Here is a 26,400-nt window from a genome sequence, read left to right as displayed (position 1 = left end):
CTGAACTCCAGCCTCACAGTGCCGGTGGGGTGAACGTGCCGACCACGGACTCCAGCGCGGCGGCGACCCGGTACATCCGGTCGTCGGCCATCGTCGGGGCCATCACCTGCAGACCGACGGGCAGCCCCTCGGACAGGCCGCACGGCACCGAGATGCCCGGCCCGCCGTACAGGTTCGTCGGGATGGTGAACAGGTCCGCCAGGTACATCTGGTACGGGTCGGCGGTGCGCGCCCCGATCGGGAACGCCACGAACGGCGTGGTGGGCGAGATCAACGCGTCGACCTGCTCGAACGCCGAGGTGAAGTCGCGGGTGATCAGGGTACGGACCTTCTGCGCCTGCCCGTAGTAGGCGTCGTAGTAGCCCGACGACAGCGCGTACGTGCCGACCATGATCCGCCGCTTGACCTCGGCGCCGAACCCGGCCTCCCGAGTCAGCGACATGACCTCCTCCAGCGACCGGTTGCCGTCGTCGCCGACCCGCAGCCCGAACCGGACCCCGTCGAACCGGGCCAGGTTGGAGGAGCACTCGCTCGGCGCGATCAGGTAGTACGCCGGCAGCGCGTACCGGAAGTGCGGGCAGGACACCTCGACGATTTCCGCGCCCAGCTTGGCCAGGGTGTCCACCGACTCGCGGAACGCGGCCATCACGCCCGGCTCCGCGCCCTCACCGGTGAACTCCTTGACGATGCCGAGCCTCACCCCGGTCAGGTCGCCTGTCGCACCGAGCTTCGCGGCGGCCACCACGTCCGGCACCGGCTGCGGGATGGACGTGGAGTCGCGCGGGTCGTGCCCGCCGATGACCTGGTGCAGCAGCGCCGCGTCGAGCACCGTACGGGCGCACGGGCCGGGAGTGTCCAGCGAGGAGGAGAACGCGACCAGGCCGTACCGGGAGGTGCCGCCGTAGGTGGGCTTCGCGCCGACGGTGCCGGTCACCGCGCCGGGCTGGCGGATCGAGCCACCGGTGTCGGAGCCGATGGCCAGCGGTGCCTCGTACGCCGCCAGCGCGGCGGCACTGCCCCCGCCGGAGCCGCCCGGAATCCGGTCGGTGTCCCACGGGTTGTGGGTCGGGCCGTACGCCGAGTATTCGGTGGAGGAGCCCATCGCGAACTCGTCCATGTTGGTCTTGCCGAGCATCACCGTGCCGGCCGCGCGCAGCCGCTGCACGATCGTCGCGTCGTACGGCGGACGCCAGCCTTCGAGGATCTTCGAGCCGACGGTGGTCGGTACGCCCTTCGTGGTGAGCACGTCCTTCACCGCCACCGGCACCCCGGCCAGCGGCCCGAGCTGCTCACCGGCGGCCCGGCGCTCGTCGACGGCGCGGGCGGCGGCCAGCGCCCCCTCGGTGTCGACGTGCAGGAACGCGTGCACCCGGTCGTCGACGGCGGCGATCCGGTCCAGGTGGGCCCGGGTCACCTCGACGGCGGAGGTCTCCCCCGAGGCCACCAGCCCGGCCAGGTCGGTCGCGGTCATTCTGGTCAGGTCGGTCATGCCGTCGCCTCGCTCCGCTCACCGGTGCCCGGGGCAGCCGGCGCACTGGGCTCGATGGTTCGCCTGTCGGGTCCGCTCACGACGCCACGTCCTCGTCCAGGATGCGCGGGACGCGGAACCGCTGCTCGGCGACGTCGGGGGCACCCGACAGCGCCTCCTGCGGGGTCAGTCCGGGCACCACCACGTCGTCGCGGAGCACGTTGGTCAGCGGCACCGAGTGGGAGGTCGGCGGGATGTCCGCCGCCGTGACCTCGCCGACCTGCGCGACCGACTGGAGGATCACGTCCAGTTGACCGGCGAAGGTGTCCAGCTCCTCCTCGGTGACGGCGAGCCGCGACAGTCGCGCGAGGTGCGCGACCTCCTCGCGGGAGATGGCGGCCATCGGTGCCCCCTTCGTGGCTGTGCTGCTGCGTGCGGGTGGGCCGGCCGCGACGTCGACGGGATGACGCGCGGTGACCGGAGCGAGTCTATTGTCCTGCGCCGAGCCCGACGCCTCCGACTCCCCTGCCGTCGGGCCGCCGGGCCGGTCCGGGACCGCCCGCCCGCCCCTCGGGTGTGCCGGTGACCGTCAGCGGGCGTGCCGGCGGGGGATCTCCGCGTCCGGGCTGGGGACGGGGCTCAGCGGCCGGTACCGGGCCAACCAGGCGGTCAACTCCTCGGCGGGCATCGGGCGGGCGTAGAACCAGCCCTGCGCGGCGTCGCAGCCGGCCGCGTACAGCAGTCGCCAGGTCCGCTCGTCCTCCACCCCCTCGGCCACCACCCGCAGGCCGAGCGCGCCGGCCAGTTCGATGGTCGACCTGACGATCGCGGCGTCGTCGGCGTCCCCGGCCATCCCCAGCACGAACGACCGGTCCACCTTCACCTCGGACAGCGGCAGCCGGCGCAGGTGCTGCAACGACGAGTAGCCGGTGCCGAAGTCGTCGAGCGAGATGGCCACCCCGAGCTGGTGCAGCCGGGTGATGGTGGCGAGCACCCGCCGGGGGTCGGCCATCAGCGCCCCCTCGGTGATCTCCAGTTGCAGCCGGTCCGGGCGTACCCCGTAGCTGGCGAGCCGGTCGGCGATCCGGTCGACGATCTCCCCGGTGTGCAGGTCACGGACGCTGACGTTGAGGGCCGCCCGCAGCGTGGTGCCGGCGGCCGACCACTTCGCCAGCTGCGCCACCACGTCGTCGATCACCCGGTAGGTGAGCAGGCGCATCACGGCGCTCTGCTCGGCGACCCGGATCAGCTCCTCCGGGTCGACCATCCCCCGGCGCGGGTGCCGCCAGCGCAGCAGCGCCTCCACCCCGACCACCTCGCCGGTGGCGATGGCGACCTGCGGCTGGTAGTACATGGTGATCTCGCCGACCTCGACCGCCGGGGCGGGGGGCGTCGGCTCGGGCCCGGTGTCCGGAGCCGGTTCGGCCGGCAGGTGCTCCGGGGGGCCGTGCCGGCGGACCGGGTCGGCGCCGGTGAGGATGCGGTTCAGCAGCTCGTCGGGGTGCGCCGGGGCGGGCCGGGGGCGTCGCCGGGGCAGCCACCACCGGCCGGTGCCGCCGACGCCCGTTGCGCTGCCGGGGCCGGTGCGGATGCCGCTGCCGGGACCGGTGCCGATGCCGGGACCACCGTCGACGCCGGGGCGCGGGGCACCGTCGGGTCCGTCGTCGGGGGCCAGCCGGGGTGGCAGCGCCGCGCCGTCACCGCCCCGCACGGTCTGCCCCGCCTGCGGCCGGTTCTCCAGTACGCGCCGCAGGTCGGCCAGGAGCCCCAACCGCTCGGCGGAGTTGTGGTCGGACTCGGCCGCGTACACGGCGACGGTGTCGTTGCGGTGTTTCGCGTCGTACATGGCGACGTCGGCGTGGCGCATCAGGGTGGCGTAGTCCTCGCCGTGGTCGGGAAAGAGCGCGATGCCGATCGAACCGCCGACGTCCAGCGGCAGCCCGTCCAGCGACACCGGCTCGGTCAGCGCGGCGACCACCCGCCCGGCCAGCTCACGTGCCTCGTCGACGCCGTCGAGCCCGCCGGCCACGATGGCGAACTCGTCCCCGCCGAGGCGGGCCAGCAGGTCCCGGTCGCCGAGCACCCCGGCGAGCCGGGCGCCCACCTCGACCAGCAGCCGGTCGCCGACGGCGTGGCCGAGCGCGTCGTTGACGTTCTTGAACCGGTCCAGGTCGATCAGCAGGAGCGCCACCCGCGCACCCGGTTCACCCCGGGCGACCCGCTCGGCGTGCCGGTGCACCTGCTCGGCCACCTCGGCGAGCAGCGCCTTGCGGTTGGGCAGGCCGGTCAGCGGGTCGAGGGCGGCGAGCTGGACCTGTTCGTCGGAGAGGTGGGCCATCCGGTAGACCGCGAACAGCGGCACCAGCACCAGCGGAATCAGCGCGGCGCTGGCCCGCGCGGCGGTGACCAGGACGGGGGCGAGCAGCAGCAGCGAGCCGGTGGAGAGCAGCTCGAACGGCAGCCCCTGCCGCACCGCCGGCCACCACCGGCCGCCGAAGCGCAGCCGCAGCGCGGTGCTGACCAGGCCGTAGTTGACGACGAACCAGGTGGCCGTCGCGCCGCCGACGGCGAGCACGTCGGTCCAGCCCAACCGGTCGCCGTCGAACAGGCCGCCCGGCCCGAGCCGGAGCACGAGGTGGGCGGCGGCGAGCGCGCAGGCGTACTGGGCGGCGTTGAACGTGGTCCGCCAGGGGGCGTGCCCCAGCCGGATGCCGGACACGGCGACCGCGACGGCCTGCACCAGCACCGCCGGGCCGAGGCCCCAGCCGAGCAGGATGGCGAAGGTGAAGCAGGTGGACGGGAAGACCGCGGAGGTCTGCCGGCGGCCGGAGGGCACGAAGGGGCGGGCGTCGCAGCCGACCGCGAGCACCGCCATCGTCCAGAACGCCGCCGGCAGCCCGTCCGGCCGGTCCACGAGGTCGACGAGCGACGCCACGAAGACCAGGGCGGCCAGGCCGACCACCCCGGCGACGAGACCCAGGAACGGCCCCTCCCGCCCACCCGGGAACGAGTTGCGGGGGTCGGCGGTCTCCATCGCACCTCCCGGGCACGCCCATCAGGGTGTACGCCGGCCGCACACCTGCCACCATGAAACGCCCTGGGTGCCGGTGGACCCGCACGACAGCCGCGAATCGGTCGTAGTCGTGACTAAGTTGGTATACGGGCCAAGATTCACCTATGGGCGGAGCGGGACAGGGGCCGGGTGGCCGGGCGGTCAGCTCTCGTCGACCCGGGCCACCTCGCGGGCCGCGTCCGGGCCGGCGTCGAGCAGCACCCGGAAACCGTCCTCGTCGAGCACCGGCACCTTGAGGCCGGCCGCCTTGTCGGCCTTGGAACCGGGGTTGTCGCCCACCACCACGAAGCCGGTCTTCTTGGAGACCGAGCCGGTGACCTTGCCGCCCCGCGTCTGGATCGCCTCGGCCGCCTGGTCCCGGCTGAACCCGGCGAGCGTGCCGGTCACCACCACGGTGACGCCCTCCAACGGGCGGGGCCCCTCGTCGACCGCCTCCTCGGCCATCCGTACGCCCGCCTCGGCCCACTTGCGGACCACGTCGCGGTGCCAGTCGACGGCGAACCATTCCTTGATGCTGGCGGCGATGGTCGGGCCGACCCCGTCGACCGAGGACAGCTCCTCCTCGGCGGCCGCCTCGATCGCCTCGACGGAGCGGAAGTGCCGGGCCAGGGCCTGCGCGGCGGTCGGCCCGACGTGCCGGATGGAGAGCGCCACCAGCACCCGCCACAGGTCGCGTTCCCGGGCCACGGCGAGGTTGTCGAGCAGCTTGGTGGCGTTGGTGCCGAGGCTGCCGTCCTTGTTGACGAAGAACGGCGACCGGGCGAGCTGTGCGGCGTCGAGGGCGAACAGGTCCCCCTCGTCGCTGATGATCTCGGCGTCCAGCAGCGCGGCGGCGCCCTTGTAGCCGAGCACCTCGATGTCGAACCCGCCCCGCCCGGCGAGGTGGAAGACCCGCTCCCGCAGCTGCGCCGGGCAACTGCGGGTGTTCGGGCAGCGGATGTCGACGTCGCTCTCCTTGGCGGGGGCGAGCGCCGTGCCGCAGGACGGGCAGTGGGTGGGCATGACGAACGGGCGGGCGTCGGCGGGACGCAGCTCGGCCACCGGGCCGAGCACCTCGGGGATCACGTCGCCGGCCTTGCGCAGCACCACCGTGTCGCCGATCAGCACCCCCTTGCGTTCGACCTCGCGGGCGTTGTGCAGGGTGGCCTGGGCGACCGTCGAACCGGCCACGTGCACCGGCTCCAGCACCGCGTACGGGGTGATCCGGCCGGTCCGCCCGACCCCGACCTCGATGTCGAGCAGCCTGGTGTTGACCTCCTCCGGCGGATACTTGAAGGCGATCGCCCAGCGGGGCGCCCGGCTGGTCGAGCCGAGCCGGCCCTGGATGGGCACCGGGTCGACCTTGACCACCACCCCGTCGATCTCGTGCTCGACGTCGTGCCGGTGCTCGGCGTAGTGGGCGATGTACCCCGCCACACCGGCCAGGTCGGGCACCACCCGCCAGCGGTCGCTGGTCGGCAGCCCCCACGCCTTCAGCGCCGCGTACGACTCGGACTGGGTGGCCGGCCGGAAGCCGGTGCGGGCCCCGGTGCCGTGCACCACCAGCCGCAGCGGCCGGGACGCGGTGATCCGGGGGTCCTTCTGGCGCAGGCTGCCGGCGGCGGCGTTGCGCGGGTTGGCGAACGGCGCCTTGCCCTGCTCGACCAGGCTGGCGTTGAGGTCGGCGAACCCGGCGACCGGGAAGTAGATCTCGCCCCGCACCTCCAGCAGCTCCGGCACGTCGGGGAACTCGTCGGACGGGGTGAGCCGGGCCGGCACGCCGCGGATGCTACGGACGTTGGCGGTGACGTCCTCGCCCGTGCGCCCGTCGCCCCGGGTGGCGGCGCGGACCAGCCGGCCCTTCTCGTAGGTCAGGTTGATGGCCAGGCCGTCGACCTTCAGCTCGCACAGGTAGGGCACCGGGCCACCGGCGTCCCGCTCGACGCGTTCGGCCCAGGCGGCCAACTCCTCGTCGGCGAACGCGTTGTCCAGCGAGAGCATCCGCTCGGCGTGGGTGACCGGGGTGAAGTCGGTGGAGAAGGTGCCGCCCACCCGCTGCGTCGGCGAGTCGGGGGTGCGCAGCGCCGGGTACTCCGCCTCCAACGCCTCCAGCTCCCGCAACTGCCTGTCGAACTCGGCGTCGGTGATGGTCGGCGCGTCGAGGACGTAGTAGCGGTACTGGTGCTCGGTCAGCTCCTGGCTCAACGTGGCGTGCCGCTCCCGGGCCTCGGGGGTGGGCTCGCCGCCGGCCGCCGCCTCCTGCTCCGCGCTGACCTGCTGGGGAATCTCTTCTTCCGACACCCTGTCGCCTCCGGACACCGTGCGAACCTCCCCCGTGATCACGCTACTGGTGCACGGTAACCGGCCGGTAGGACATTCCCCTGCCTCCCCCCACCCCGCCCGGCGGGCGGCCGGCCCCGCAGCGTGCGACGATCGCCGCACGTCGGCGGCGCGGTGGCCGCCCGGGAGGAGGCGGGTACCGATGCCGCAGTGGTTGCTGTGGGGGCTGCTGATCGTCCTGGCGGTCGCCGCCGGCTGGGTCTGGAACGAGTGGCGACGCCGGGGTGGCCGCCCGTCGAGCGGTGGCGGGCGCACCCGGCCGGAGCGGGGCACCCCGCCCCGGGACCGGGCCCGACCGGCCGCGCCGCCCCGCCCCCGCACCCCCACCGGCACGCCCCGGCCGGGTGACATCTGGTGGGCGGACGTGCCGTTCCACGACGGCACCGGCTCGAAGGTCCGGCCCTGCCTGGTGGTACGCGCCGACGACCGGGGCGTCGAGGTGCTGAAGATCACCAGCCAGGACAAGAGCGGCCGGGACGACCACGTGCCGATCCCGACCCGGGACTGGGACCCGGACGCCGAACACGACAGCTGGCTGGATCTCGCCGAGCCGCTGCGTATCCCGGCCGACGCCTTCTCCCGCCGGGCCGGTAGCTGCGACCCGGCCCTGTGGCGTCAGGTGAAACGCCTGCACGGGCGACGCAGTCCGGCCTGAGCACCGCACCGACCCGGCGGTGCCGGCACGCCCGTCGCGGTGGCACCGCCCGGGCCGGTGTCGCGTCCGGCCGTACCGGTCAGTCCCAGGCCGCGCCGAGGGTGGCGAGCTGGTCGGCGTACTCGATGCGGGTGGACCAGTCGGCCGGCCAGCCGGACATCCCGTGGGCCGCGCCGAGGAACGCGCCGGCCAGCGCGGCGATCGAATCGGAGTCGCCGGCGGTGGTCGCGCCCCGGGCGATCGCGGCCACCGGGTCGTCCGGGTGCCGCAGCACGCACAGCAGCCCGGTGGCCAGCGCCTCCTCGGCGATCCAGCCCTCACCGGTGTGCCGGCACGGGTCGTCGCCGTCGTCCGGCCGGCGCAGCGCGGCGGCCAACCGGTCCAGCGCCGACAGGCACTCGTCCCAGCCGGCGGCGATGAACTGCGCCGGGGAGCCGGCACCGGCACGCTGCCACAGGTCGCCCAGCCAGTCGTCCCGGTAGGTGACCCGCTGGCTGCGGGCCCGGTCGGCCAGCAGGCCGGGCAGTCGCGCCGGTGCCGCGCCGTCGCGCAGCAGCCGCACCGCGTACGCGGTCAGCTCGCTGGCGGCCAGCCCGGTCGGGTGGCCGTGGGTGAGGCCGGCCTGGAGCTGGGACAGCCCGGCGAGGGTGTCCGGGGCGACGTCGAGCAACCCGACCGGGGTGACCCGCATGTTCGCCCCGCACCCCTTCGAGTCGACCACCGTCGCCTGCTGCCAGGGCAGCCCCCGGCCCAGCTCGCCGCAGGCCCGCAGGCAGGTCATCCCCGGGGCCCGGTTGTTGTCCGGGCTGGCCGCCCAGGCCAGGAAGCGCCGCCGCAGCAGCGGCTCGACCGCCTCGGCGGAGTGCTCCGGCGCGTCGTGCAACGCCCACGCGACCGCGAGCGCCATCTGGGTGTCGTCGGTGACCAGCACCGGATCGCCGACCAGTTCGCGTGGCCCGGCCGGGCCGTAACGGCGGTGGATCTCGGTGACGGTGAGGAACTCGGTCGGCTTGCCGAGCGCGTCGCCGTAGGCGAGCCCGAAGAGCGAACCGGAGGCGCGGCGCAGCGAGGGGTCGGTCACGGACCCGATCATGCCCCGCCGGCACCACCCCGGCACGCCGGGCGGGCCAGGCCGGGCCGACCCGCCCGGCGTGGGGGCATCCTCTGGAGGGTCAGTCCCAGCAGAGGCAGAACGGGTGGCCCACCGGGTCGGCGTAGACCCGGAAGCCGTCCCCCTCGCCGGGCAGCCGCCGGGCCCCCAGGGCGAGCGCCGCCTTCTCGGCCACCTCGATGTCGTCGACCGTGACGTCGAGGTGGAACTGCTGCGGACGCGCCGGATCGGGCCAGGCCGGGGGGACCAGGTCGGGTGCCTGCTGGAAGGCGAGCCGGGGCTGCTGCCCGATCGGGCCGCCGAGCACCACCCACTCGTTGCCGTCGGAGTCCTCCTCGACCAGGGGCAGGCCGAGCAGTTCGGCGTAGAAGCCGGCCAGCGCCCGGGGGTCGGGGCAGTCGATGGCCACGGTACGCAGTTGTCCAATCATGGCCGTCATCCTGCCCACCGGGTACGACAGGAAACCTCACCCCTCGTGCAGCCGCCGCCCGGCGTCCCGGCAGGCGGTGAGGACCGCGCGGGCGTACCCGGGGGTGGCCCCGGCCAGGCCACAGGCGGGGGTGACCACCACCTGTCCGGCGAGTTGGCGGCGCGGGAAGCCGAGGCGGTCCCAGAGTCCGCGTACCCGGTCGGCGAGCTGTGCCGAGGTCGGCGCGACGCCGGCCGACGGCGGCAGGGTCGGGGCCACCCCGGCCAACAGGCCGAGGCCGGCGTCGATCGCCTCGCCCAGCGGGTCCAGGTCGGTGAGCAGGGCGAGGTCCAGCGCCACCCCGACCGCCCCGGCGGTACGGATCAGCTCCAGCGGCACGTCCGGCGCGCAGCAGTGCACCACCGTCGGCACCCCGACCGCCGTGATCACCTCACCGAGCAGGGTACGGGCGACGGCCGTGTCGACCGGCCGGTAGGTGCCCAGGCCGCTCTCGGTACGGACCCGGCCGGCGAGCGCCGCCGGCAGCGACGGCTCGTCGAGTTGGAGCAGCACCGACGCCCGGGGCAGCCGGCGGGCCACCGCCTCGACGTGCAGCCGCAGCCCCTCGGCCAGGGACGCGGTCAGCTCCCGCACCGCGCCCGGGTCACGCAGCAGCGCGCCGCCGACCGGCAGCTCCACCGCCGTGGCCAGGGTGAACGGCCCGGCCGCCTGCACCTTCACCGGCCCGGCGTACGCCTCGGCCTGCTCGGCGAGCTGGTCGAGGTCGCGTTCCATCAGGTCCTGGGCGCGGCGCAGGTCCCGACCGGGGCGGGGGGCGATCCGCCAGCGCGCGGCGTACAGCTCGACCGGCAGTTCCACGAGCAGCCCGCCGGTACGCCCGACCAGGTCGGCACCCGGCCCCCGGGCAGGCAGCTCCGGCAGGTGGGGCAGGGCGGGCAGTTCGCCCAGGACGATCCGTTGCGCCTCGGCGATGTCGGTGCCGGGCAGCGAACCGATGCCGGTCGCCGCGCCAGCCGGCCAGGGCCACACCTGCTGTTGGGTCACGGCCGAAGGGTAACCGGCCCCGGTCGGCGCGCCCGGCCGGTGGGGTCAGCCGGTGATGGTGGCGGAGCCGAGCACCACGTCACCGGCCGGGTCCGGCCGGTACGCCACCACGGCCTGCCCGGCGGCCACCCCGCGTACGGGCCGGCGCAGCTCGGCGGTGAGGCTGTCGCCGTCCACCCGCACGGTGGCCGGTACGACGTCGCCGTGCGCCCGCAACTGCACCTCGCACCCGATCGGCGCGGTCGGCAGGTCGCCCCCGGTCCAGACCGGACGGGTGGCGCGGACCAGGGAGACCTCCAGCGCCTCGGCGGGACCGACGGTGACCGTGTTGGTCTTCGGGGTGATGGAGAGCACGTACCGGGGTCGCCCGTCCGGGGCCGGCCGGTCCAGGTGCAGGCCACGCCGCTGGCCCACGGTGTAGGCGTACGCGCCGGTGTGGCTGCCGACGACCGCGCCGGTCAGCGCGTCGACCACCGCGCCGGGCGTCTCGCCGAGCCGCCCGGCGAGGAACCCCCGGGTGTCGCCGTCGGCGATGAAGCAGATGTCGTGCGAGTCGGGCTTCTCGGCCACCGCCAGGTCACGCCGGGCCGCCTCGGCCCGGACCTCGGCCTTGGTGGCGTCGCCGAGCGGGAACACCGCCCGGTCGAGCTGCGCGCGGGTGAGCACCGCGAGCACGTACGACTGGTCCTTGGCGAGGTCGACGCTGCGGCGCAGCAGCCCGTCGGGGCCGAGCCGGGCGTGGTGGCCGGTGACCACGGCGTCGAATCCGAGGGCCACGGCCCGGTCCAGCACCGCCGCGAACTTGATCTTCTCGTTGCAGCGCAGGCACGGATTCGGGGTACGCCCGGCCGCGTACTCGGCGACGAAGTCGTCCACCACGTCGGCGTGGAACCGCTCGGCCATGTCCCACACGTAGAAGGGGATACCGATGACGTCGGCGGCCCGGCGCGCGTCCCGGGAATCCTCGAGCGTGCAGCACCCCCGTGCCCCGGTGCGGAAGGTCTGCGGATTACGGGACAGCGCCAGGTGCACCCCGGTCACGTCGTGCCCGGCGTCCACCGCCCGCGCCGCCGCGACGGCGGAGTCCACCCCGCCCGACATCGCCGCCAGAACCTTCACCAGCCCACGCTCCCTTCCCCACCGAGCCTACCCACCCGGCCCGCACCACCCCTCCTCCCGCCCGCCCCGCCCCCACCCCCTGCTCGCCCCACCCGCCCCCGCCCCGGCCCCTGCCCCCTGCCCCGGTGATCAAGAGGTTTACGTCATCCCAGCGCCCATTCCTGACCTGAACCTCTTGATCACCGAGCTCCACTCCACCACCGCCCAGCAGCCAGGGGCGGGCCGGCAGGGGCGGGTGATCAAGAGGTTTGCGTCAGGATCCGGCTGGCGGGTGACGCAAACCTCTTGATCACCGGAGCGGGGGGCGGGGGCGGGGGCCGGGCGGGGCGGAGGGGCAAGAAGGGCGTGGGAGGGGAGAGGGAGGGTCAGCGGGGGGTGCGGAGGGCGGCGGCCCGGCGGGCGCGGTCGACGGCGGCGGGGAGGGCCGCGATGAGGGCGTCGACGTCGGCGGAGGTGCTGGTGTGGCCGAGGGTGAAACGCAGCGAGGACCGGGCCCGGTCGTGGTCGGCACCCATCGCCAGCAGCACGTGACTGGGCTGGGCCACCCCCGCCGAGCAGGCCGAGCCGGTGGAGCAGGCGATGCCCTGCGCGTCGAGCAGGAGCAGCAGGGCGTCCCCCTCGCAGCCCGGGAAGGAGAAGTGCGCGTTGCCGGGCAGCCGGTCGTCGGGGTCGCCGTTGAACACCACCTCGGGCACCGCCTCCCGGACCCGCCGCACCAGGTCGTCGCGGAGCGCCGCCACCCGGGCGGCGTACTCCTGCTGGCCCTTGACCGCCGTCTCGACGGCGACCGCGAAGGCGACGATGCCGGCGGTGTCCAGGGTGCCGGAGCGGACGTCGCGTTCCTGCCCGCCGCCGTGCAGCAGCGGGGTGGCGGCGACGTCCCGGGCGAGCAGCAGCGCGCCCACCCCGGTCGGGCCGCCGAGCTTGTGCCCGGTCACGGTGAGCGCGGAGACCCCGCTGGCCGCGAAGTCGACGGGCACCTGGCCGACCGCCTGCACCGCGTCGGTGTGGAACGGCACCCCGTGTTCGGCGGCGACGGCGGCCAGCTCGGCCACCGGCTGCACGGTGCCGACCTCGTTGTTGGCCCACATCGCGGTCACCACGGCGACCCGGTCGGCGTGCGCGGCGAGTTCGGCGCGCAGCAGCGCCGGGTCGAGCTTGCCGGCGGCGTCGGTCGGCAGCCAGGCGACCTCGGCGCCCTCGTGGTCGGCGAGCCAGTCGACCGCGTCGAGGACGGCGTGGTGCTCGACCGCGCTGGAGATCACCCGGACCCGGTCGGGCCGGGTGGCCCGCCGGGCCCAGAAGACGCCCTTGACGGCGAGGTTGTCGCTCTCGGTGCCGCCGCCGGTGAAGATGACCTCGGACGGGCGGGCGCCCAGCACGGCGGCCACCCGCTCGCGGGACTCCTCCACCCGACGCCGGGCACGCCGGCCCGTCGCGTGCAGCGACGACGCGTTGCCGACCTCGCGGGCGGTGGCGACGTACGCCGCCAACGCCTCGTCGAGCATCGGGGTGGTCGCCGCGTGATCCAGGTATGCCATCACCGTTCAGCGTAACGGCCAGCGCACGGCCTGTTGGATGCCGGACCACCCGTACCGAAGCGTGGATGGAACCGGGCCGGGACCGGATCGGCCCCGGCCCGGTCTCAGGCCGGTACGGCGGTGACGACGATGTTGTCCCGGTAGTGCCGGGTCTTCGGGTCGAACGGCCCGCCGCAGGTGATCAGGGTCAGCCGCGGTTTGCCGTCCCGGGCGAAGTACCGGTCCAGCGGGATCTTCGTCTTGGCGTACTCCTCGCGGGCGACGACCCGGTAGGCGCGCTGCTTCCCGTCCGCGCCGGTGGCGGTGACGGTGTCCCCCCGGTCGAGTTCGCGGAGCCGGAAGAACGCCCCCTTGCCCTGCTCCGAGCTGTCGACGTGGCCGGCGATCACCACCGAGCCGGCGTCGGTCTCCAGCCCGGGGCCGTACCGGTACCAGCCGATCTGGTCCACGCTCGGCGGGACGTCGAACTCGTCGGTGCGGCTGTTGATGCCCACCGGGTTGACCGTGGCGGTGACGTCGATCGCCGGGATGCGCAGCCGCACCGGCGGCACGGTCCGTTCGGCGGTCGGCAGGTCACCGGCGGTCACCGGCACCGACGGGCCGCCACCGGTCCCGGCCGTCGGGCTCGGCGGGCTGCTGCTGGCCAGCGCCGCCGCCTCGTCCGCGCCGACGTCCTCGGCCGGCTGCGAACCGCAGGCCACGACGGTGGCGACGGTGAGCGCGGCGACGCCGGCGGCCATCGCCGCCAGCGCCCCGCGGTGTCGCACCGTCACCGGCGACCGGTCCGGGTGGCGGCCACCCGCGCCCCGCCGCCGACCAGCAGCAGTACGCCGGCACCGGCCAGCACGTACCACCAGGTGTCGACGCCGGTGCCGGCCTGCCCGCCGGTGCCGCTGGGCACGCCGCCCGGGGCGGAGTGCAGACCGGTGACGGTCTGGGCGACCAGGTCGAGGTTCTTGGCCTCGGCCGAGCCGATCGCGTAGACGATGGTGGCGGTGCCCTCCTTGAGGTTCAGGTCCGCCGGGCCGATCGCCACGGTGTCGGTGCCGGCCAGCACCACGTCGGCCTTGACCGTGCCCGCGTCGACGTCGGCCTTGGCCTCCTTGGGGTTGGTCAGCCCCTCGAAGACCGGCTTGCCGCCGGCCCGGACGTCGACCGCCGGGGCGGCGGCGGTGTGCCGGACGATCAGCCGGGCCTTGCCGGCGGCCAGCTTGGCGGTGTCGTTGACGAACGGGGTGATCTGCGGCTTGCCGTCCGCGCCGAGGTGCGCGGCGAGGCTGATGTTGGCGCCGCCGGGCACCTCGGCGTCGTCGACCTTGAGGATCGCGCTGCCGACCGGCTCACCCGGCTTGGTGAGGGCGATGTCGTACTCGCCCTCGGGCAGGGTCAGCGGGCCGGCGACGTCACCGGGCTTGAAGTTGTCGAGGGTCTTCTTGCCGTTGACGTAGACGTCGACCGGGGTGTCCGGGATGCCGTGCACGACGGAGACCTTGGACGAGGCGGCGTACGCCGGGCTCGTGGTCGCGGCGCCGACGCCGGCGAAGGCCAGAGCGGCCACCGCGCCGCCTGCGGCGACCCGACGGAAGATAGCGAGCTGCATGTCTGCCTCCTGGTGATTGGTGCTGGTTCGTCAGGTCTGGCTTGCAGAACGGGTTACGCCACCCGTCGCACCGCCGGATGCAGCCCGGCACCACTTTCTTTTTCTTCGCCGGGGGTGCATCCGGGGCCGGCTCCGACGACGAATAGCTGGTGAGACGAGTGGAGGCGGACCGGACCAGGAGAGTGGGGCGGAGGCTGTGGGCGTTACAGTCGGGCATGCCCCAGGGAAGGCGACCCGCCCGGTGACAGCGGTGGGAACAGCAGGACACGAACCCGAACCACCCCCCGACGAGTTGGCCGCGCGCTTCCGGGCGGGCGACGAGACCGCGCTGCGGGAGGCGTACGACCGGTTCGGCCGGGCCGTGCTCCACCTGGCCACCAGCACGTTGGCCAACCGCAGCGACGCGGAGGACGTGACCCAGGCGACGTTCGTCGCCGCCTGGCTGGGGCGGGAGACCTTCGACCCGGCCAAGGGCTCGCTGATCGGGTGGCTGCTCGGGATCGGCCGGCGCAAGGTGATCGACCGGCTGCGCGCCTCGGCCCGGGAGGCCCGGGTGGTGGAGACGGTGCGGCAGCTACCCGAACCGGTCGGCACCGGCGGGGACCCGGACACGGTGGTCGACCGGCTGGTGGTCGCCGACGAGCTGGCCCGGCTCCCCGACGACCAACGACGGATGTTGGAGCTGGCCTTCTACGACGACCTGACACACCAACAGATCGCGACGGTGACCGGGGTGCCGCTGGGCACGGTCAAGAGCCACATCAGGCGGGGCATGGCGAGCTTGAAACGCAGATGGGAGGTGGACGGTGCAGCACCTGGACCACGACCGGCTGGTCTTTCTGGCGCTCGGTGAGAGCGAGGCGGACCACGGCGAGACCGACCACCTCGGCGGCTGCGTGGCCTGCCGGGGCGAGCTGGAGGCCCTGCGGCACGTCGCCGGGCTGGGCGCGGGCACCCAGGGCCTGCACACCCTGCCCGACCCGCCGGCCCACCTCTGGGCGGGCATCCTGGCCGAACTCGACGCCGTCGCGCAGGTGCCGTCGCTGGCCGAGGCGCACCGGCAGGATCTCGGGCCGGACCCGACGCCGGCCCGTCCGGCGGCCGGGGACGACATCGGCCCGGCCAATCGGCACCGGTCCGCCGTGACCGGTGACCGGCAGCCGTCGCCGGTGAGCGGTGACCGGCCGGAGTCCCGGCGGCGGTCGTCGTCCCCCGGCGGCGGGCGCGCCGCCCGACCGGCGGGCCGGGCCCGGCGTTGGCCGCGCTGGGCGACCACTGTCGTCTCGGCGACCGCCGCCGCAGCGATCGCGGTGCTCGGCACCGTCTTCGTCCTCGGCGACCGGGGGGCCACGCCCCGGCAGGACGTGCTGGCCAGCGCGCCGCTGGCCGCGTACGGCAGCACGCCGAAGGACGCCCGGGGCGACGCCCGGGTCTTCGCCGACGGACGACTGCACCTGCACGTCGCGAATCTCCCGGACGTTACGGGGTACTACGAGGTCTGGCTGATCAATCCGACGACCATGGAGATGTTCTCGGTGGGTGTGCTGCGGGGTAGCTCCGGCGACGCCCTGCTGCCCCTGCCCCCGAATGTGGATCTTCAGGCATATTCGGTGGTCGACGTCTCCGCCGAGCAGTACGACAACCAGCCCGCCCACTCCGGCGACAGCCTGCTGAGGGGCACCCTGACGGGCTGATCGGCGGGCCGGCTCAGCTCCCCGGCCCGCCGATCAGCTCCCATCGGCGTACTGCGCGCGGACCCGCCCGACCGGGCGGGGACGACCGGGCGCGGGGACGACGGAGCCGCCGCCCGGCGGACCGGACGGCGGCTCGGTGCGGACCCAGGACGGGTCACTTGCGCTTGCGGATCTCCTCGGCGGCCTGCGGTACGACCTTGAACAGGTCACCCACCACGCCGTAGTCGGCCAGCTCGAAGATCGGGGCCTCGCCGTCCTTGTTCACGGCGACGATCGTCTTCGAGGTCTGCATGCCGGCCCGGTGCTGGATCGCGCCGGAGATGCCCAGCGCGACGTAGAGCTGCGGGGAGACCGTCTTGCCGGTCTGCCCGACCTGGAACTGGTGCGGGTAGTAGCCGGAGTCGACCGCCGCCCGGGACGCCCCGACGGCACCGCCGAGCAGGTCGGCCAGTTCCTCGACCAGCTTGAAGTTGTCGGCGTTGCCGACGCCGCGACCGCCGGAGACGACGATGCCGGCCTCGGTCAGCTCCGGGCGGGAGCCCTTCTGCTCGGCGACCCGCTCGACGACCTTCGCCAGCCTGTCGGTGTCGGTGACCGACACGGTGAGCTGTTCGACGGTCGGGGTGGCCGCCGCCGGGGCCGGGGTGACCGAGTTCGGCCGTACGGTGACCAGCGGCAGCCCCTTGGTGACCTTGGACTTGACGATGGTGGAGCCGGCGAAGGCGACCTGGGTGGCGGTGCCGTCGGCGTCGAGACCGACCACGTCGGTCAGGATGCCGTTGTCCAGCTTGACGGCCAGCCGGGCGGCGATCTCCTTGCCCTCCTGGGCCGAGGCCAGCAGGACGGCGGCCGGCTGCACCCGGTTGACCAGTTCGGCCAGCACGGTCGCCTTGGGGGCCACCAGGTAGCCGTCGATCTCCTCGCTCTCGGCGGCGTAGATCTTCTCCGCGCCGTACTCGCCGAGCTTGGCGCGCAGCGCCTCGGCGGCACCGGGGCCGCCGAGCACCACCGCGCTCGGGGTGCCCAGTTCGCGGGCGAGGGTGAGCATTTCCAGGGTGACCTTCTTGACGCCGAATTCCCTGGTGGCTTCGACGACGACGAGAACCTCAGCCATGTTCAGACCCCTCACACGAACTTCTCGGTGGCGAGGAACTCGACCAGCTTGACGCCGCCCTCGCCCTCATCGGTGATCTTGGCGCCGCCGGAGCGCGGGGGACGCCTGGTGTGCTCGACGACGGCGCTGGTGGCGCCCTCGAAGCCGACCTCGGTGGGCGCGACGCCCAGGTCGGCCAGGGACAGCGTCTTCACCGGCTTCTTCTTGGCGGCCATGATGCCCTTGAAGGAGGGGTAGCGCGGCTCGTTGATGGTGTCCCAGACGGAGACCACGGCCGGCGTCGCGGCGGTGACCACCTCGTAGCCCTCCTCGGTCTGCCGCTCCACGGTCAGCGTGCCGCCGTCGACGGTGAGCTTGCGCGCGCCGGTCAGCGCGGCGACCCCCAACCGCTCGGCGAGCATGTGCGGCATGACCTGGACCCGGCCGTCGGTCGACTCGGCCCCGCAGAGCACCAGGTCGGCGTTGAGCTGCCCGAGGGCGGCGGCGAGCACCTTCGAGGTGGCCACGGCGCAGGACCCGTGCAGGGCGTCGTCGAGGACGTGCACGGCGGCGTCCGGGCCCATGGAGAGCGCCTTGCGGATCGACTCGGTGGCCCGGTCCGGTCCCATGGTCAGGACGGTGACCTCGCCGCCGTGCGCCTCCTTGATCTTCAGCGCCTCCTCGATGGCGTACTCGTCCATCTCGTTGATCACGTTGTTCGCCGAACCGCGGTCGACGGTGTTGTCGTCAGCACGCAGGTTGCGGTCCGCGCCCGAATCAGGCACCTGCTTGACGAGTACGACGATGTTCATCGCGATTCGACAACCCTCCTGTTGGTGGTGTGCGATCTGCTCGCCCGGTTAAGGGCGGAGCTTTGCGCGTCGTTGACACCCGGTCAACCGCAGGCTGCTGTGCAGTTGCCCACGAACGCAATGTTACCTGCCAGTAGGTTACCCCTCCCGGCCACCCACGGTGACACACCTCACCGCGCTGCGGCCGGGCCCCCGACCGACGCCCGGCCGGCGTCAGGCCGGGCCGGCGGGGTCGGCCAGGGCGGTCCTGATCCGGGCGATCGCGTCCTCCTCGGCCGGCGTCACCCCCCGGTGCGCGCGGGCCACCTCCGCCGCGGCGGTCAACACCAGCTCGCGGTACGCCGACACGTCGGCCGGGGACTTCTCCCGCAGGATGTCCACCGCCCGTGAAAGCGCCGGCAGCACCACCGACTCGACGTCCAGGGCCGAGTCCCGGGGCAGCCGGGGCAGCCCACCGGCGCTGAGCGCCTCCTTCACCAGCCCGCTGGCCCCGGCGAACGCCCCGGACGCGGCGAAGCTCTCCCGGATCATCGCGAACACCCCCGGGTCGGCGTTCGACACCAGGAAGACCGCGCCGAACGCGCCCGTCTTGAGAACCTGCTGCTCGTCGTCCGTCAGCCGCTGCTCCATGATCACGGAGTGTAGACGTACGGGGTGGTCGTGGTGACCGGGACGAAGCCGAGTCGCTCCAGGATGGGTCGGCTGTCCTCCGAGGCGTCCACCTGCAACAACGTCTTGCCCCGCTGGTCGGCCAGGCGGGCCCGGTAGACCACCAGCGCCCGGTAGACGCCCCGGCGTCGCCACTGCGCCAGCGTCGAGCCGCCCCACAGGCTGGCGAAGCCGGTGCCGTTGAGGTAGCGAACCCAGCCGGCGCTGACCACCGTCTCCCCCGCCTCGGCCACCACCACGGTGATCGACTGCGGGTCCGCCTCGATCTCCCGCAGCAGGCCGGTGACCAGGTGGGAACGGTCGCTGCGCCAGACCTCCTCCTCCATCGCGGCGATCCGCTCCAGGTCGTCGCGACCGGTGACCTCACGCAGGCGTACCCCGTCGGGTGGCACCGGAACGGCGGCGGCCAGGGGCGCGACCGGCCCGATCAGGACGGTCTCCCGGTCCTCCGGGACGAAGCCGGCGGCGCGCAGCCGGTCCGGCAGGTCGGCGGGCTCGTCGTGGGAGTTGTGTTTCCACTCCACCGACTCGCCGCGCTGCCGGAACAGCTCGACCTGGCGGGCGATCAACGCGTCCAGCTCCGGCCCGGCCAGCCCGTCCAGGGTGCGGTAGGTGAGGAAACCGCCGTGGTCCAGACCCAGGATGCGCACCAGCGGGCCGTCGTGTTCGACGGTCACACCGGCCGGGACCGGGTCGGGGATCTCCGGCCGGAGCTGCCGGTCGTAGGTGTCGCGCAGGGTGGTGGCATCAAGATCGGTCATCGGTCCAGGCTATGCCGGCGGCAAAGCGGATAATCGGCGTCGTGTGGCAGGCGATCAGACGGTGGTTCGACCCGTCGGACCTCAACTCCGTGGGCAGCACCCCCGACTACCGTTTCTCCCTGGCCAACGAACGGACCTTCCTGGCCTGGCTGCGCACCGGGCTGGCGCTGATCGCCGGTGGGCTGGCCGCCGCCCAGTTCCTGCCGCCGCTGCCGCTGCGGCACCTGCGGGAGGTGATCGCGGTGGCGCTGCTGCTGCTCGGCGGCACCGTCGCCGTCCGGGCGGTGGACCACTGGTCCCGCACCGAACAGGCCATCCGGCTCGGCGAACGACTGCCGGCGTCCCGGTTCCCGGCCGTGCTCGCCCTGATCGTGGCGGTGGGGGCGCTGCTGCTGGTGGTGGCCGTGCTGGCCCGTGGGGTGAGCGGCAGGTGACCGGGGCGCCGTCGGACGGGACCGGCGATCCCGGCCTGCAACCCGAGCGCACCCGGCTGGCCTGGCGGCGCACCGGGTTGGCGTACACGGTGGTGGCGGTGCTGGCGGTCCGGCTGGCGCTCACCGGTGACGTCGCCGGGGCGCTGCTCGCCGGGGCCACCGTGCTGGCCTGGTGGGCGACGCTGGTGGTGGGCTGGGGGCGGGCCACCGGCCGCCGGCAGTCCCGCCTCGACGCGCGGGCCGTCCCGCTGGTGGCCCTCGGCACCGCCGGTCTGGCGCTGCTGTGCGTGTCGCTCGTGCTGCGCGGGGTGTGGTGACGCGCACGGCTGCGCCATGATGGGTGCATGGCCCGGCTCTATGTGCTGTTGTTCCTGCTCCAGGTGGTGCTCGCCGCCTGCGCGCTGATCAGTTGCCTCTCCGCCGAGGACGGGACGGTCCGCGGGCTGCCCCGGTTCGCCTGGGTGGTGGTCATCCTGTTCTTCCCGCTGGTCGGCTCGATCGCCTGGTTCCTCGCCGGCCGCCCGGTCGCCGAGGGTGACCGCCGCCTGGGTTGGCCGCCGGCCAGCCGGCGGCCCGTCGCGCCCGACGACGATCCCGAGTTCCTCAAGTCGATCGACGAACGCGTCCGCCGCGACGACAACGCCCTCTTCCAGCGGTGGGAGGAGGACCTGCGCGGCCGGGAGGACGACCTGCGCCGCCGCGACGGGGGCCCGTCCCCCGACGGCACCGCGCCCCCGGCCGGCCCGGCGTCCGCCGACCGCACGCCGCCCCGGGAGGACGCCGCTCCCCGGGAGGGTGAGCGGCCCCGCGACGGCGAGCGGCCCGAACTCTGACGGCGGCGGGATCACACCCGCCGGCGCAGGCCCCGCACCGCGAGCGGGGCGAAGACGGCGGCGATGGCCGCCGCCCACAGCAGCGACTGGAGCACCGGCGCGGCCACCGGCCCGCCGACCAGCAGCCCCCGCAGCGCGTTCGCCAGGATCGTCACCGGGTTCACCTCGACCCAGTGCTGGAGCCACGACGGCATGGTCTCGGTCGGCACGAAGGCGTTGCTGGTGAAGCTCAGCGGGAAGATCACCGTGAAGCCGAAGATCTGCACCTTGTCCGGCTCGCTGACCAGCACCCCGACCAGCACCGACATCCAGGCGGCGGCGAGCGAGAAGACCAGCAGCAGGGCGAACGCGCCGAGCAGGCCGAACACGCCGTTGCCGAGCCGGAAGCCGAGGATCATCCCGACGCCGAGCAGCAGGGTCAACGACCACGCCTGCTTGACCGTGTCGGCGACGATCCGGCCGGCGAGCGGGGACCAGCGGGCCACCGGCAGCGACCGCAGCCGGTCGAACACCCCCTTGGTCAGATCCTGGTTGAGACCGAAGCCGGTGGTCATCGTGGCGAAGAAGGCGTTCTGCACGATGATGCCCGGCAACGCGAAGGTCAGGTACTCCCCCGGGCTGCCGGAGATCGCCCCACCGAAGACGTACGTGAAGAGCAGCACGAACATCACCGGTTGGATGCTCAGGTCGAGCAGCTCCATCGGGTTGTGCTTGATCTGCACCAGGCTGCGCCAGGCCAGCGTGCCGGTGTGCCGCAGGCCGGCGGTCGGGCCGAGCCGGCGGGCCGGCGTGGCCGGGGCCGACGGTGCGGCGACGGTGGCGGCGGTCATGCCGGGCTCCCTTCCAAGGCTGCGGTCTCGTCCTCGGCCCGGTGGCCGGTGAGGGAGAGGAACACCTCGTCGAGGCTGGACCCGCGCAGGGCCAGCTCGGCGACGGACACCTCGGCGTCGTCGAGCCGGCGGACCACGGCGGGCAGCGCGCCCGGGCCGTTGACCGGCGCGCTGACCGTGGTCTGGGTGACCTCCGGGTCGACCCCGGTCACCTCGCCGACGACGGCGAGCACGGTGGGCAGGTCGGCTGCCTCGACCGGCCGGACGGTCAGCACCTGGCCGCCGGTCTTGGCCTTCAGCTCCTCCGGGGTGCCCTGGGCGATGACCCGCCCGTGGTCGACCACGGCGATCTCGTCGGCCAACTGGTCGGCCTCCTCCAGGTACTGCGTGGTCAGCAGCACGGTCACCCCCTCGGCCACCAGACCCCGGACGATGTCCCACAGGTCGTTGCGGCTGCGCGGGTCGAGGCCGGTGGTCGGCTCGTCGAGGAAGAGCACCTGTGGCCGACCGACGAGGCTGGCCGCCAGGTCGAGCCGGCGGCGCATGCCCCCCGAGTAGGTCTTGGCGGCCCGGCCGGCGGCGTCGGTGAGCTGGAACCCGGCCAGCAGCTCGGCCGCCCGGTCCCGGGCGCCCCGCCGGGACAGGCCCAGCAGCCGGCCGATGAGCAGCAGGTTCTCGGTGCCGGTCAGGTTCTCGTCGACCGAGGCGTACTGGCCGGTGAGGCCGATCAGCTGGCGGACCCGGTGGGCGTCACGGCGGACGTCGTACCCGCCGACGGTGGCGTGCCCCTCGTCGGCGGTGAGCAGGGTGGCGAGCACCCGTACCGCAGTGGTCTTGCCGGCGCCGTTGGGGCCGAGCAACCCGAAGACCGTGCCGGCCGGGACCGCCAGGTCGACCCCGGCCAGGGCGGTGGTGTCGCCGAACCGGCGCACCAGCCCTTCGGCGCGGATGGCGTATGTCATCAGAACTCCCGTCGTTATCGCTGGATCGTCCAACGATGGGCGAGGGGTCTGACGTTACGTGCGTCGCCGCTGACATTCCGCCGATTTATCCGCACGGCAGAACACGACCGCCGCCGGGTCCGGCGGCGGTCGTGGGCCGCGTCAGGCCAGGTTGGACGAGCGCGGGTACGCGTCGGCCGGGTCGGTGAGCACGTTGACCAGGTACGGCACCCCGGCGTCGAACGCCCGCCCCAGGGCCGGACCGAGGTCGGCCGCCTTCGCCACCGTCTCCCCGGCACCGCCGAGCGCCTCCACCACCTTGTCGTAGCGCAGTTCGGGCTGGAGGTCGGCGGCGACGTCGTAGCCGTACATGGCCCGCATCGGGTGCTTCTCCAGCCCCCAGATGCCGTTGTTGCCGACCACGATCACCACCGGCAGCCGCTGCCGGACCAGCGACTCCACGTCCATCAGCGAGAAGCCGGCCGCACCGTCGCCCATCAGCACGCAGATCTGCCGGTCGGGGTGGCTGACCCGGGCCCCCATCGCGTAGCCCGTCCCGGTGCCCAGGCAGCCGTACGGGCCGGGGTCGAGCCAGGTGCCGGGCTGCGACGGCTCCAGGTAGCGCCCGGCGTACGAGACGAAGTCGCCGCCGTCGCCGATGGTGATCGCGTCCGGGGCGAGGGCCCGGCGCAGCTCGCCGTAGACCCGGGCGGGGCGGATCGGGTCGGTGTCGGCGGCCATCTCGGCGGCGTCGCGGGCGCGCGCCGCGTCCTCGGCGGTGCGCAGCCGCTCGATCCAGTCGGCGTGGTCGGCCCGGTCACCGGGGTGGTCGGCGAACGCGGACAGGATCAGCCGCAGGTCACCGGCGGGGCTGGCGGCCGGCTGGACGTGCCCGGCCCGCTGGGTGGGGGCGTCGACGACGTGCACCACCGCCGCGTCGCCGAAGTCGCCGAAGCCGAGCCGGAAATCCAGCGGGGTGCCGACGACGACCACCACGTCGGCGTCGCCGAGCGCGACCCGGCGGGCCTTGGCGAAGGCGAGCGGGTGCTGCGGCGGGAGCGCCCCGCGTCCCATGCCGTTGGTGAAGACCGGCACCTGCAAGGCCTCGGCGGCCTCGCGGAGGGCGGCGACGGCGTCCCCGGCGTACACGTCGGAACCGGCGATGATCACCGGGCGGGCGGCGGCGGCGATCAACCGGGCCGCCTTCGTCACCTCGTCCGGGTCGGGTTCGATCGGTGCGACGGGCGTCGGGGCGGGCAGGTCGGCGTCGCCGACGGAGAAGATCGCCTCCAGCGGGAAGTCGAGGAAGACCGGGCCCCGGTGCGGGGTGAGCGCGGTGGTCAGCGCGGCGGAGACCGCGCGGGGGATGTCGTCGGCGGTGAACACCGTCTCGGCGTGCTTGGTGACCGGAGCCACCAGCGGCAGGTGGTCCATCTCCTGGAGGCTGCCCGAGCCCCAGCGGAACTGCGGGGCCCGCCCGCCCATCACCAGCACCGGTGAGGCGTTGAAGTGGGCGCTGGTCAGGCCGGAGATGCCGTTGGTGACGCCGGGGCCGGCGGTGAGCACGGCGAGGCCGGGGCGACGCTGGAGCTTGGCGACCGCCTCGGCGGCGAAGACGGCGGACTGTTCGTGCCGGACGTCGTAGAGCGGGAAGCCGGTGGTGTGGGCGGCGTCGTAGAGCGGGAAGACGTGCCCGCCGGAGAGGGTGAACATCTCCCGTACGCCGTGCGCCCGCAGTGCCGCCAGCGCCAGCGCTCCGCCGTGGCCCTCGACCCGTTCCGTCATCGCCGCTCCCCTCGTCCATGACCGGAGTCACACGCTACTGGCCGGTATCCGAGATGTGAACAGTTCTCGGCATGGTCCGGCGGCGCGGGACCACCGCCGCGACGGTGGTCCGACCCGGGGCCGACGGATCGCGGCCCCGGGGCGGGACGGGTCAGCGGCCGGTGAAGTCGGGCTTGCGCTTCTCGACGAAGGCGGCCATCCCCTCGCGCCGGTCGTCGGTGGCGAAGAGCCCGGCGAAGAGCTGACTCTCCCAGGCCAACCCGGAGCCGAGGTCCATGTCCAGCCCGGCGTCGACCGCCAGCTTCGCCGCCCGCAGCGCCTGCACCGGCCCGGTCAGGTACGGGCGCACCAGCGCCACGGCGGTGTCGTAGACCTCGGCCGCCGGGGCGACCCGGTCGGCCAGCCCGATCCGCAGCGCCTCCGCCGCGTCCACCATCCGGCCGGACATGATCAGATCCTTGGCGCGGGCCGGACCGACCAGCCGGGCCAGCCGCTGGGTGCCGCCCGCACCGGGGATGACGCCGAGCTTGATCTCCGGCTGGCCGAGCTTGGCGTCCTCGGCCACCACCCGCCAGTCGCAGGCCAGCGCCAGCTCGCAGCCGCCGCCGAGGGCGTACCCGGTGATCGCGGCGACCACCGGCTTGGGAATCCGGGCGAGCGCGCCGACGGCGCTGGACAGGTCGGCGGCCCGCTCCGCCATGTCCACGTAGGACATGTCGGCCATCTCCTTGATGTCCGCGCCGGCCGCGAAAACCTTCTCCCCGCCGTACACGATGACGGCGCGGACGCCCGGGTCGGCGGACGCGGCCGTGGCGGCGGCCCGCAGCTCCTCCTGGACCTGCTTGTTGAGCGCGTTCATCGGCGGCCGCTCCAGCCGGATGGTGCCGATGCCGTCCCTGGTCGTAAGCCGCACGAACTCGCTCACGCTGCCCTCACTTCCTCGTCGAAGTCGCGTGCCAACCTTACGACCCGGGTCGTTGGGGTACGTAGTCTGGTGTTCGCCCCCCGCGCTCGGGAGTCCAGCGATGATCACGTACTACGACGACAGGTCGGTGCAGGTCACCTCCGCCGCCATCCGGGTCGACGGCCGGTCCTTCCCGCTGGCCGAGATCGGCCTGGTCTGGCACCGCCGGGGCAGCCGCTCCTGGCGGGTGCTGGCCGGGCGGGGCGCGATCGGCGCCGCCCTGGCCGGCCCGCTGGTGGCCGCGGCGGTCGGCATCGCGGTGGCGGTCCGGCTGCACCGCTCCCCCACCGTCACGCTCGCCATCGTGGGGGCGTCGGTGCTGGTCGGGCTGGCCGTCGGGCCGGTCGCCGACTTCCTCTTCAACCACCTGGACCGCTCCTACGACCGGGGCAGCCGGCAACGTGAGCTGTGGGTCCGCTGGCAGGGCCGACCGGTGCTGCTGCTGCGCACCGGGGACGCGCTGCGTTTCGGCCGGATCTACCGGGCGGTGCAGCGGGCGATGGAGAACCCCGCCCCGCCCCGCCGGCCCGGCGGGTCACCGGCGCGGGCGACGGGGCCGACCGCGACCGGCCCGTAGGAGCCGAGGGCGGGCAGCAGGCGGTGACCGCCCCGGGCGGGTCCGCAGCCTGAGTCGGGGCACAGGACGGGACCGTGGCGTCGACCGCCGGTCGGCGCGCCGGGGACACGATCCGTCGGCCACACAGCGGCACCGGTCGCCTGCGAACGGTTAGGGTTAATGATGACCCTCTATTACCGGGACGACACGGTGCAGGTGACCTCCGAGTCGATCCGGGCCGGTGGGCAGGTCGTACGGATCGCCGACGTCGCGTACGTCTGGCACGCACGCGGGGCCACCACGATGGCCGTCCGGTCCCGCGTCCTCGGGCGCGGGGTGCTGGTGCTGCTGCTCTCGCTGCCCCCGTTGATCGCGCTGATCTGTGTGGTCTCGCTGGTCTGGTCGGCGCAGGACCGGGGCGAGTGGAAACCGGCCCTGCTCGTGCTGGCCGCCTGCGGCGTCGGGGTGCTCGCCCTGCTGCCCTTCCTGGAGCTGCCGCTCGGCTGGCTGGACCGGTCCTACGAACGCGGCAACAAGGTCAACGAGCTGTGGGTGCAGCACCTGGGGCAGGAGGTGATGCTGCTGCGTACCCCCGACGCGCTGCGGTTCGGGCAGATCTACCGCGCCGTCCAACGTGCCGTCGAACAGCAGGGGGAACCCCGGTGACC

26 protein-coding genes and 1 pseudogene are annotated in these 26,400 nt (G+C 74.1%); 8 read left to right on the top strand and 19 right to left on the bottom strand.

Annotated features, from left to right (window positions below):
- Positions 1-13 precede the first annotated feature (13 nt).
- The 4 genes from gatA to ligA all read right to left on the bottom strand — a co-directional run bounded on the left by gatA (position 14) and on the right by ligA (position 6,821).
- Positions 14-1,489 carry an Asp-tRNA(Asn)/Glu-tRNA(Gln) amidotransferase subunit GatA gene (gene gatA / locus FJK98_RS06770; protein WP_145918264.1) on the bottom strand — a complete coding sequence of 492 codons (1,476 nt, stop codon included), beginning with the start codon at positions 1,487-1,489 and terminating at the stop codon, positions 14-16.
- A gap of 76 nt (positions 1,490-1,565) precedes the next feature.
- Positions 1,566-1,871, bottom strand: coding sequence for an Asp-tRNA(Asn)/Glu-tRNA(Gln) amidotransferase subunit GatC (gene gatC / locus FJK98_RS06765; RefSeq protein WP_088641698.1), 306 nt, complete (start codon positions 1,869-1,871; stop codon positions 1,566-1,568).
- A gap of 186 nt (positions 1,872-2,057) precedes the next feature.
- The gene (locus FJK98_RS06760; protein WP_145918263.1) at positions 2,058-4,502 is read right to left on the bottom strand and encodes a bifunctional diguanylate cyclase/phosphodiesterase; all 2,445 of its coding nucleotides are present in this window, start codon (positions 4,500-4,502) and stop codon (positions 2,058-2,060) included.
- A 180-nt stretch (positions 4,503-4,682) separates the two neighbouring features.
- Positions 4,683-6,821 (bottom strand): NAD-dependent DNA ligase LigA, encoded by a 2,139-nt coding sequence (gene ligA, locus FJK98_RS06755; protein WP_145918262.1) that lies wholly within the window; start codon positions 6,819-6,821, stop codon positions 4,683-4,685.
- A gap of 181 nt (positions 6,822-7,002) precedes the next feature.
- On the opposite strand from ligA, the gene FJK98_RS06750 reads away from it, so the two are divergent.
- Complete coding sequence (locus tag FJK98_RS06750) at positions 7,003-7,515, top strand: type II toxin-antitoxin system PemK/MazF family toxin (RefSeq protein WP_145918261.1); 513 nt, start codon at positions 7,003-7,005, stop codon at positions 7,513-7,515.
- A gap of 79 nt (positions 7,516-7,594) precedes the next feature.
- Here the strand turns inward: FJK98_RS06750 and FJK98_RS06745 are convergent, their stop codons facing one another.
- The 7 genes from FJK98_RS06745 to FJK98_RS06715 form a co-directional block, all read right to left on the bottom strand.
- Positions 7,595-8,608: an ADP-ribosylglycohydrolase family protein gene (locus FJK98_RS06745; protein ID WP_145918260.1), complete on the bottom strand. Its 1,014-nt coding sequence runs from the start codon at positions 8,606-8,608 to the stop codon at positions 7,595-7,597.
- Positions 8,609-8,687: 79 nt separating this feature from the next.
- Positions 8,688-9,056: a VOC family protein gene (locus FJK98_RS06740; RefSeq protein ID WP_205789403.1), complete on the bottom strand. Its 369-nt coding sequence runs from the start codon at positions 9,054-9,056 to the stop codon at positions 8,688-8,690.
- A 36-nt stretch (positions 9,057-9,092) separates the two neighbouring features.
- On the bottom strand, positions 9,093-10,100 hold the full coding sequence (locus FJK98_RS06735) for a methionine synthase (RefSeq protein WP_145918258.1): 1,008 nt from the start codon (positions 10,098-10,100) through the stop codon (positions 9,093-9,095).
- A gap of 45 nt (positions 10,101-10,145) precedes the next feature.
- Positions 10,146-11,219, bottom strand: a complete 1,074-nt coding sequence (gene mnmA / locus FJK98_RS06730) for a tRNA 2-thiouridine(34) synthase MnmA (protein ID WP_145918257.1) — start codon at positions 11,217-11,219, stop codon at positions 10,146-10,148.
- A 365-nt stretch (positions 11,220-11,584) separates the two neighbouring features.
- The gene (locus FJK98_RS06725) at positions 11,585-12,760 is read right to left on the bottom strand and encodes a cysteine desulfurase family protein (protein WP_145918256.1); all 1,176 of its coding nucleotides are present in this window, start codon (positions 12,758-12,760) and stop codon (positions 11,585-11,587) included.
- Positions 12,761-12,864: 104 nt separating this feature from the next.
- Positions 12,865-13,533: a class F sortase gene (locus tag FJK98_RS06720; protein WP_145918255.1), complete on the bottom strand. Its 669-nt coding sequence runs from the start codon at positions 13,531-13,533 to the stop codon at positions 12,865-12,867.
- Positions 13,530-14,360 (bottom strand): DUF4397 domain-containing protein, encoded by an 831-nt coding sequence (locus FJK98_RS06715; RefSeq protein ID WP_145918254.1) that lies wholly within the window; start codon positions 14,358-14,360, stop codon positions 13,530-13,532. The genes FJK98_RS06720 and FJK98_RS06715 overlap by 4 nt, the downstream gene beginning before the upstream one ends.
- Positions 14,361-14,610: 250 nt before the next feature.
- Between FJK98_RS06715 and FJK98_RS06710 the strand changes: the two genes are divergently transcribed.
- Positions 14,611-15,213: an RNA polymerase sigma factor gene (locus FJK98_RS06710; RefSeq protein WP_145918253.1), complete on the top strand. Its 603-nt coding sequence runs from the start codon at positions 14,611-14,613 to the stop codon at positions 15,211-15,213.
- Complete coding sequence (locus FJK98_RS06705) at positions 15,167-16,054, top strand: anti-sigma factor (RefSeq protein WP_145918252.1); 888 nt, start codon at positions 15,167-15,169, stop codon at positions 16,052-16,054. The genes FJK98_RS06710 and FJK98_RS06705 overlap by 47 nt, the downstream gene beginning before the upstream one ends.
- Before the next feature lie 154 nt (positions 16,055-16,208).
- On the opposite strand, the gene FJK98_RS06700 is transcribed toward FJK98_RS06705, so the two are convergent.
- From FJK98_RS06700 to FJK98_RS06685, 4 genes are all read right to left on the bottom strand, one after another.
- Complete coding sequence (locus tag FJK98_RS06700) at positions 16,209-17,168, bottom strand: electron transfer flavoprotein subunit alpha/FixB family protein (protein WP_145918251.1); 960 nt, start codon at positions 17,166-17,168, stop codon at positions 16,209-16,211.
- Positions 17,169-17,179: 11 nt separating this feature from the next.
- Positions 17,180-17,959: an electron transfer flavoprotein subunit beta/FixA family protein gene (locus FJK98_RS06695; protein WP_145918250.1), complete on the bottom strand. Its 780-nt coding sequence runs from the start codon at positions 17,957-17,959 to the stop codon at positions 17,180-17,182.
- A gap of 213 nt (positions 17,960-18,172) precedes the next feature.
- Positions 18,173-18,595, bottom strand: coding sequence for a hypothetical protein (locus FJK98_RS06690; protein ID WP_194821146.1), 423 nt, complete (start codon positions 18,593-18,595; stop codon positions 18,173-18,175).
- Complete coding sequence (locus FJK98_RS06685) at positions 18,592-19,389, bottom strand: GNAT family N-acetyltransferase (RefSeq protein WP_145918248.1); 798 nt, start codon at positions 19,387-19,389, stop codon at positions 18,592-18,594. Before FJK98_RS06685 ends, FJK98_RS06690 begins: the two co-directional genes overlap by 4 nt.
- An 11-nt stretch (positions 19,390-19,400) precedes the next feature.
- Between FJK98_RS06685 and FJK98_RS06680 the strand changes: the two genes are divergently transcribed.
- From FJK98_RS06680 to FJK98_RS06670, 3 genes and pseudogenes are all read left to right on the top strand, one after another.
- Positions 19,401-19,823 carry a DUF202 domain-containing protein gene (locus FJK98_RS06680; RefSeq protein WP_194821147.1) on the top strand — a complete coding sequence of 141 codons (423 nt, stop codon included), beginning with the start codon at positions 19,401-19,403 and terminating at the stop codon, positions 19,821-19,823.
- Positions 19,820-20,140 carry a DUF202 domain-containing protein gene (locus FJK98_RS06675; protein WP_145918246.1) on the top strand — a complete coding sequence of 107 codons (321 nt, stop codon included), beginning with the start codon at positions 19,820-19,822 and terminating at the stop codon, positions 20,138-20,140. Before FJK98_RS06680 ends, FJK98_RS06675 begins: the two co-directional genes overlap by 4 nt.
- Before the next feature lie 27 nt (positions 20,141-20,167).
- Positions 20,168-20,530 (top strand): annotated as a pseudogene (locus FJK98_RS06670) (PLD nuclease N-terminal domain-containing protein); the annotation flags it as partial.
- A 137-nt stretch (positions 20,531-20,667) separates the two neighbouring features.
- Here FJK98_RS06670 and FJK98_RS06665 read toward each other — a convergent pair.
- The 4 genes from FJK98_RS06665 to FJK98_RS06650 all read right to left on the bottom strand — a co-directional run bounded on the left by FJK98_RS06665 (position 20,668) and on the right by FJK98_RS06650 (position 25,137).
- On the bottom strand, positions 20,668-21,486 hold the full coding sequence (locus FJK98_RS06665; protein WP_088641718.1) for an ABC transporter permease: 819 nt from the start codon (positions 21,484-21,486) through the stop codon (positions 20,668-20,670).
- Entirely contained in the window at positions 21,483-22,448 is a 966-nt protein-coding gene (locus FJK98_RS06660; protein ID WP_145918244.1) for an ATP-binding cassette domain-containing protein, read from the bottom strand. The genes FJK98_RS06665 and FJK98_RS06660 overlap by 4 nt, the downstream gene beginning before the upstream one ends.
- 141 nt (positions 22,449-22,589) lie before the next feature.
- A complete protein-coding gene (locus FJK98_RS06655) occupies positions 22,590-24,212 on the bottom strand; it encodes an acetolactate synthase (protein WP_145918243.1) in 1,623 nt (540 codons plus the stop codon).
- A 151-nt stretch (positions 24,213-24,363) separates the two neighbouring features.
- Positions 24,364-25,137 carry an enoyl-CoA hydratase-related protein gene (locus tag FJK98_RS06650; RefSeq protein WP_145918242.1) on the bottom strand — a complete coding sequence of 258 codons (774 nt, stop codon included), beginning with the start codon at positions 25,135-25,137 and terminating at the stop codon, positions 24,364-24,366.
- Positions 25,138-25,237: 100 nt separating this feature from the next.
- On the opposite strand from FJK98_RS06650, the gene FJK98_RS06645 reads away from it, so the two are divergent.
- Together FJK98_RS06645 and FJK98_RS06640 are read left to right on the top strand one after the other, a co-directional pair.
- The gene (locus tag FJK98_RS06645; protein ID WP_145918241.1) at positions 25,238-25,753 is read left to right on the top strand and encodes a DUF6232 family protein; all 516 of its coding nucleotides are present in this window, start codon (positions 25,238-25,240) and stop codon (positions 25,751-25,753) included.
- Between the two features lie 162 nt (positions 25,754-25,915).
- Positions 25,916-26,398, top strand: a complete 483-nt coding sequence (locus FJK98_RS06640; RefSeq protein ID WP_145922612.1) for a DUF6232 family protein — start codon at positions 25,916-25,918, stop codon at positions 26,396-26,398.
- Positions 26,399-26,400: the final 2 nt, after the last annotated feature.

Origin of the sequence: Micromonospora sp. HM134 (assembly GCF_007833915.1) — a bacterium.
GTDB classification, from domain to species: domain Bacteria; phylum Actinomycetota; class Actinomycetes; order Mycobacteriales; family Micromonosporaceae; genus Micromonospora; species Micromonospora wenchangensis.
The sequence above is the reverse complement of the archived record's forward strand: the minus strand, read 5'-3'. Positions and strand labels throughout refer to the sequence as shown.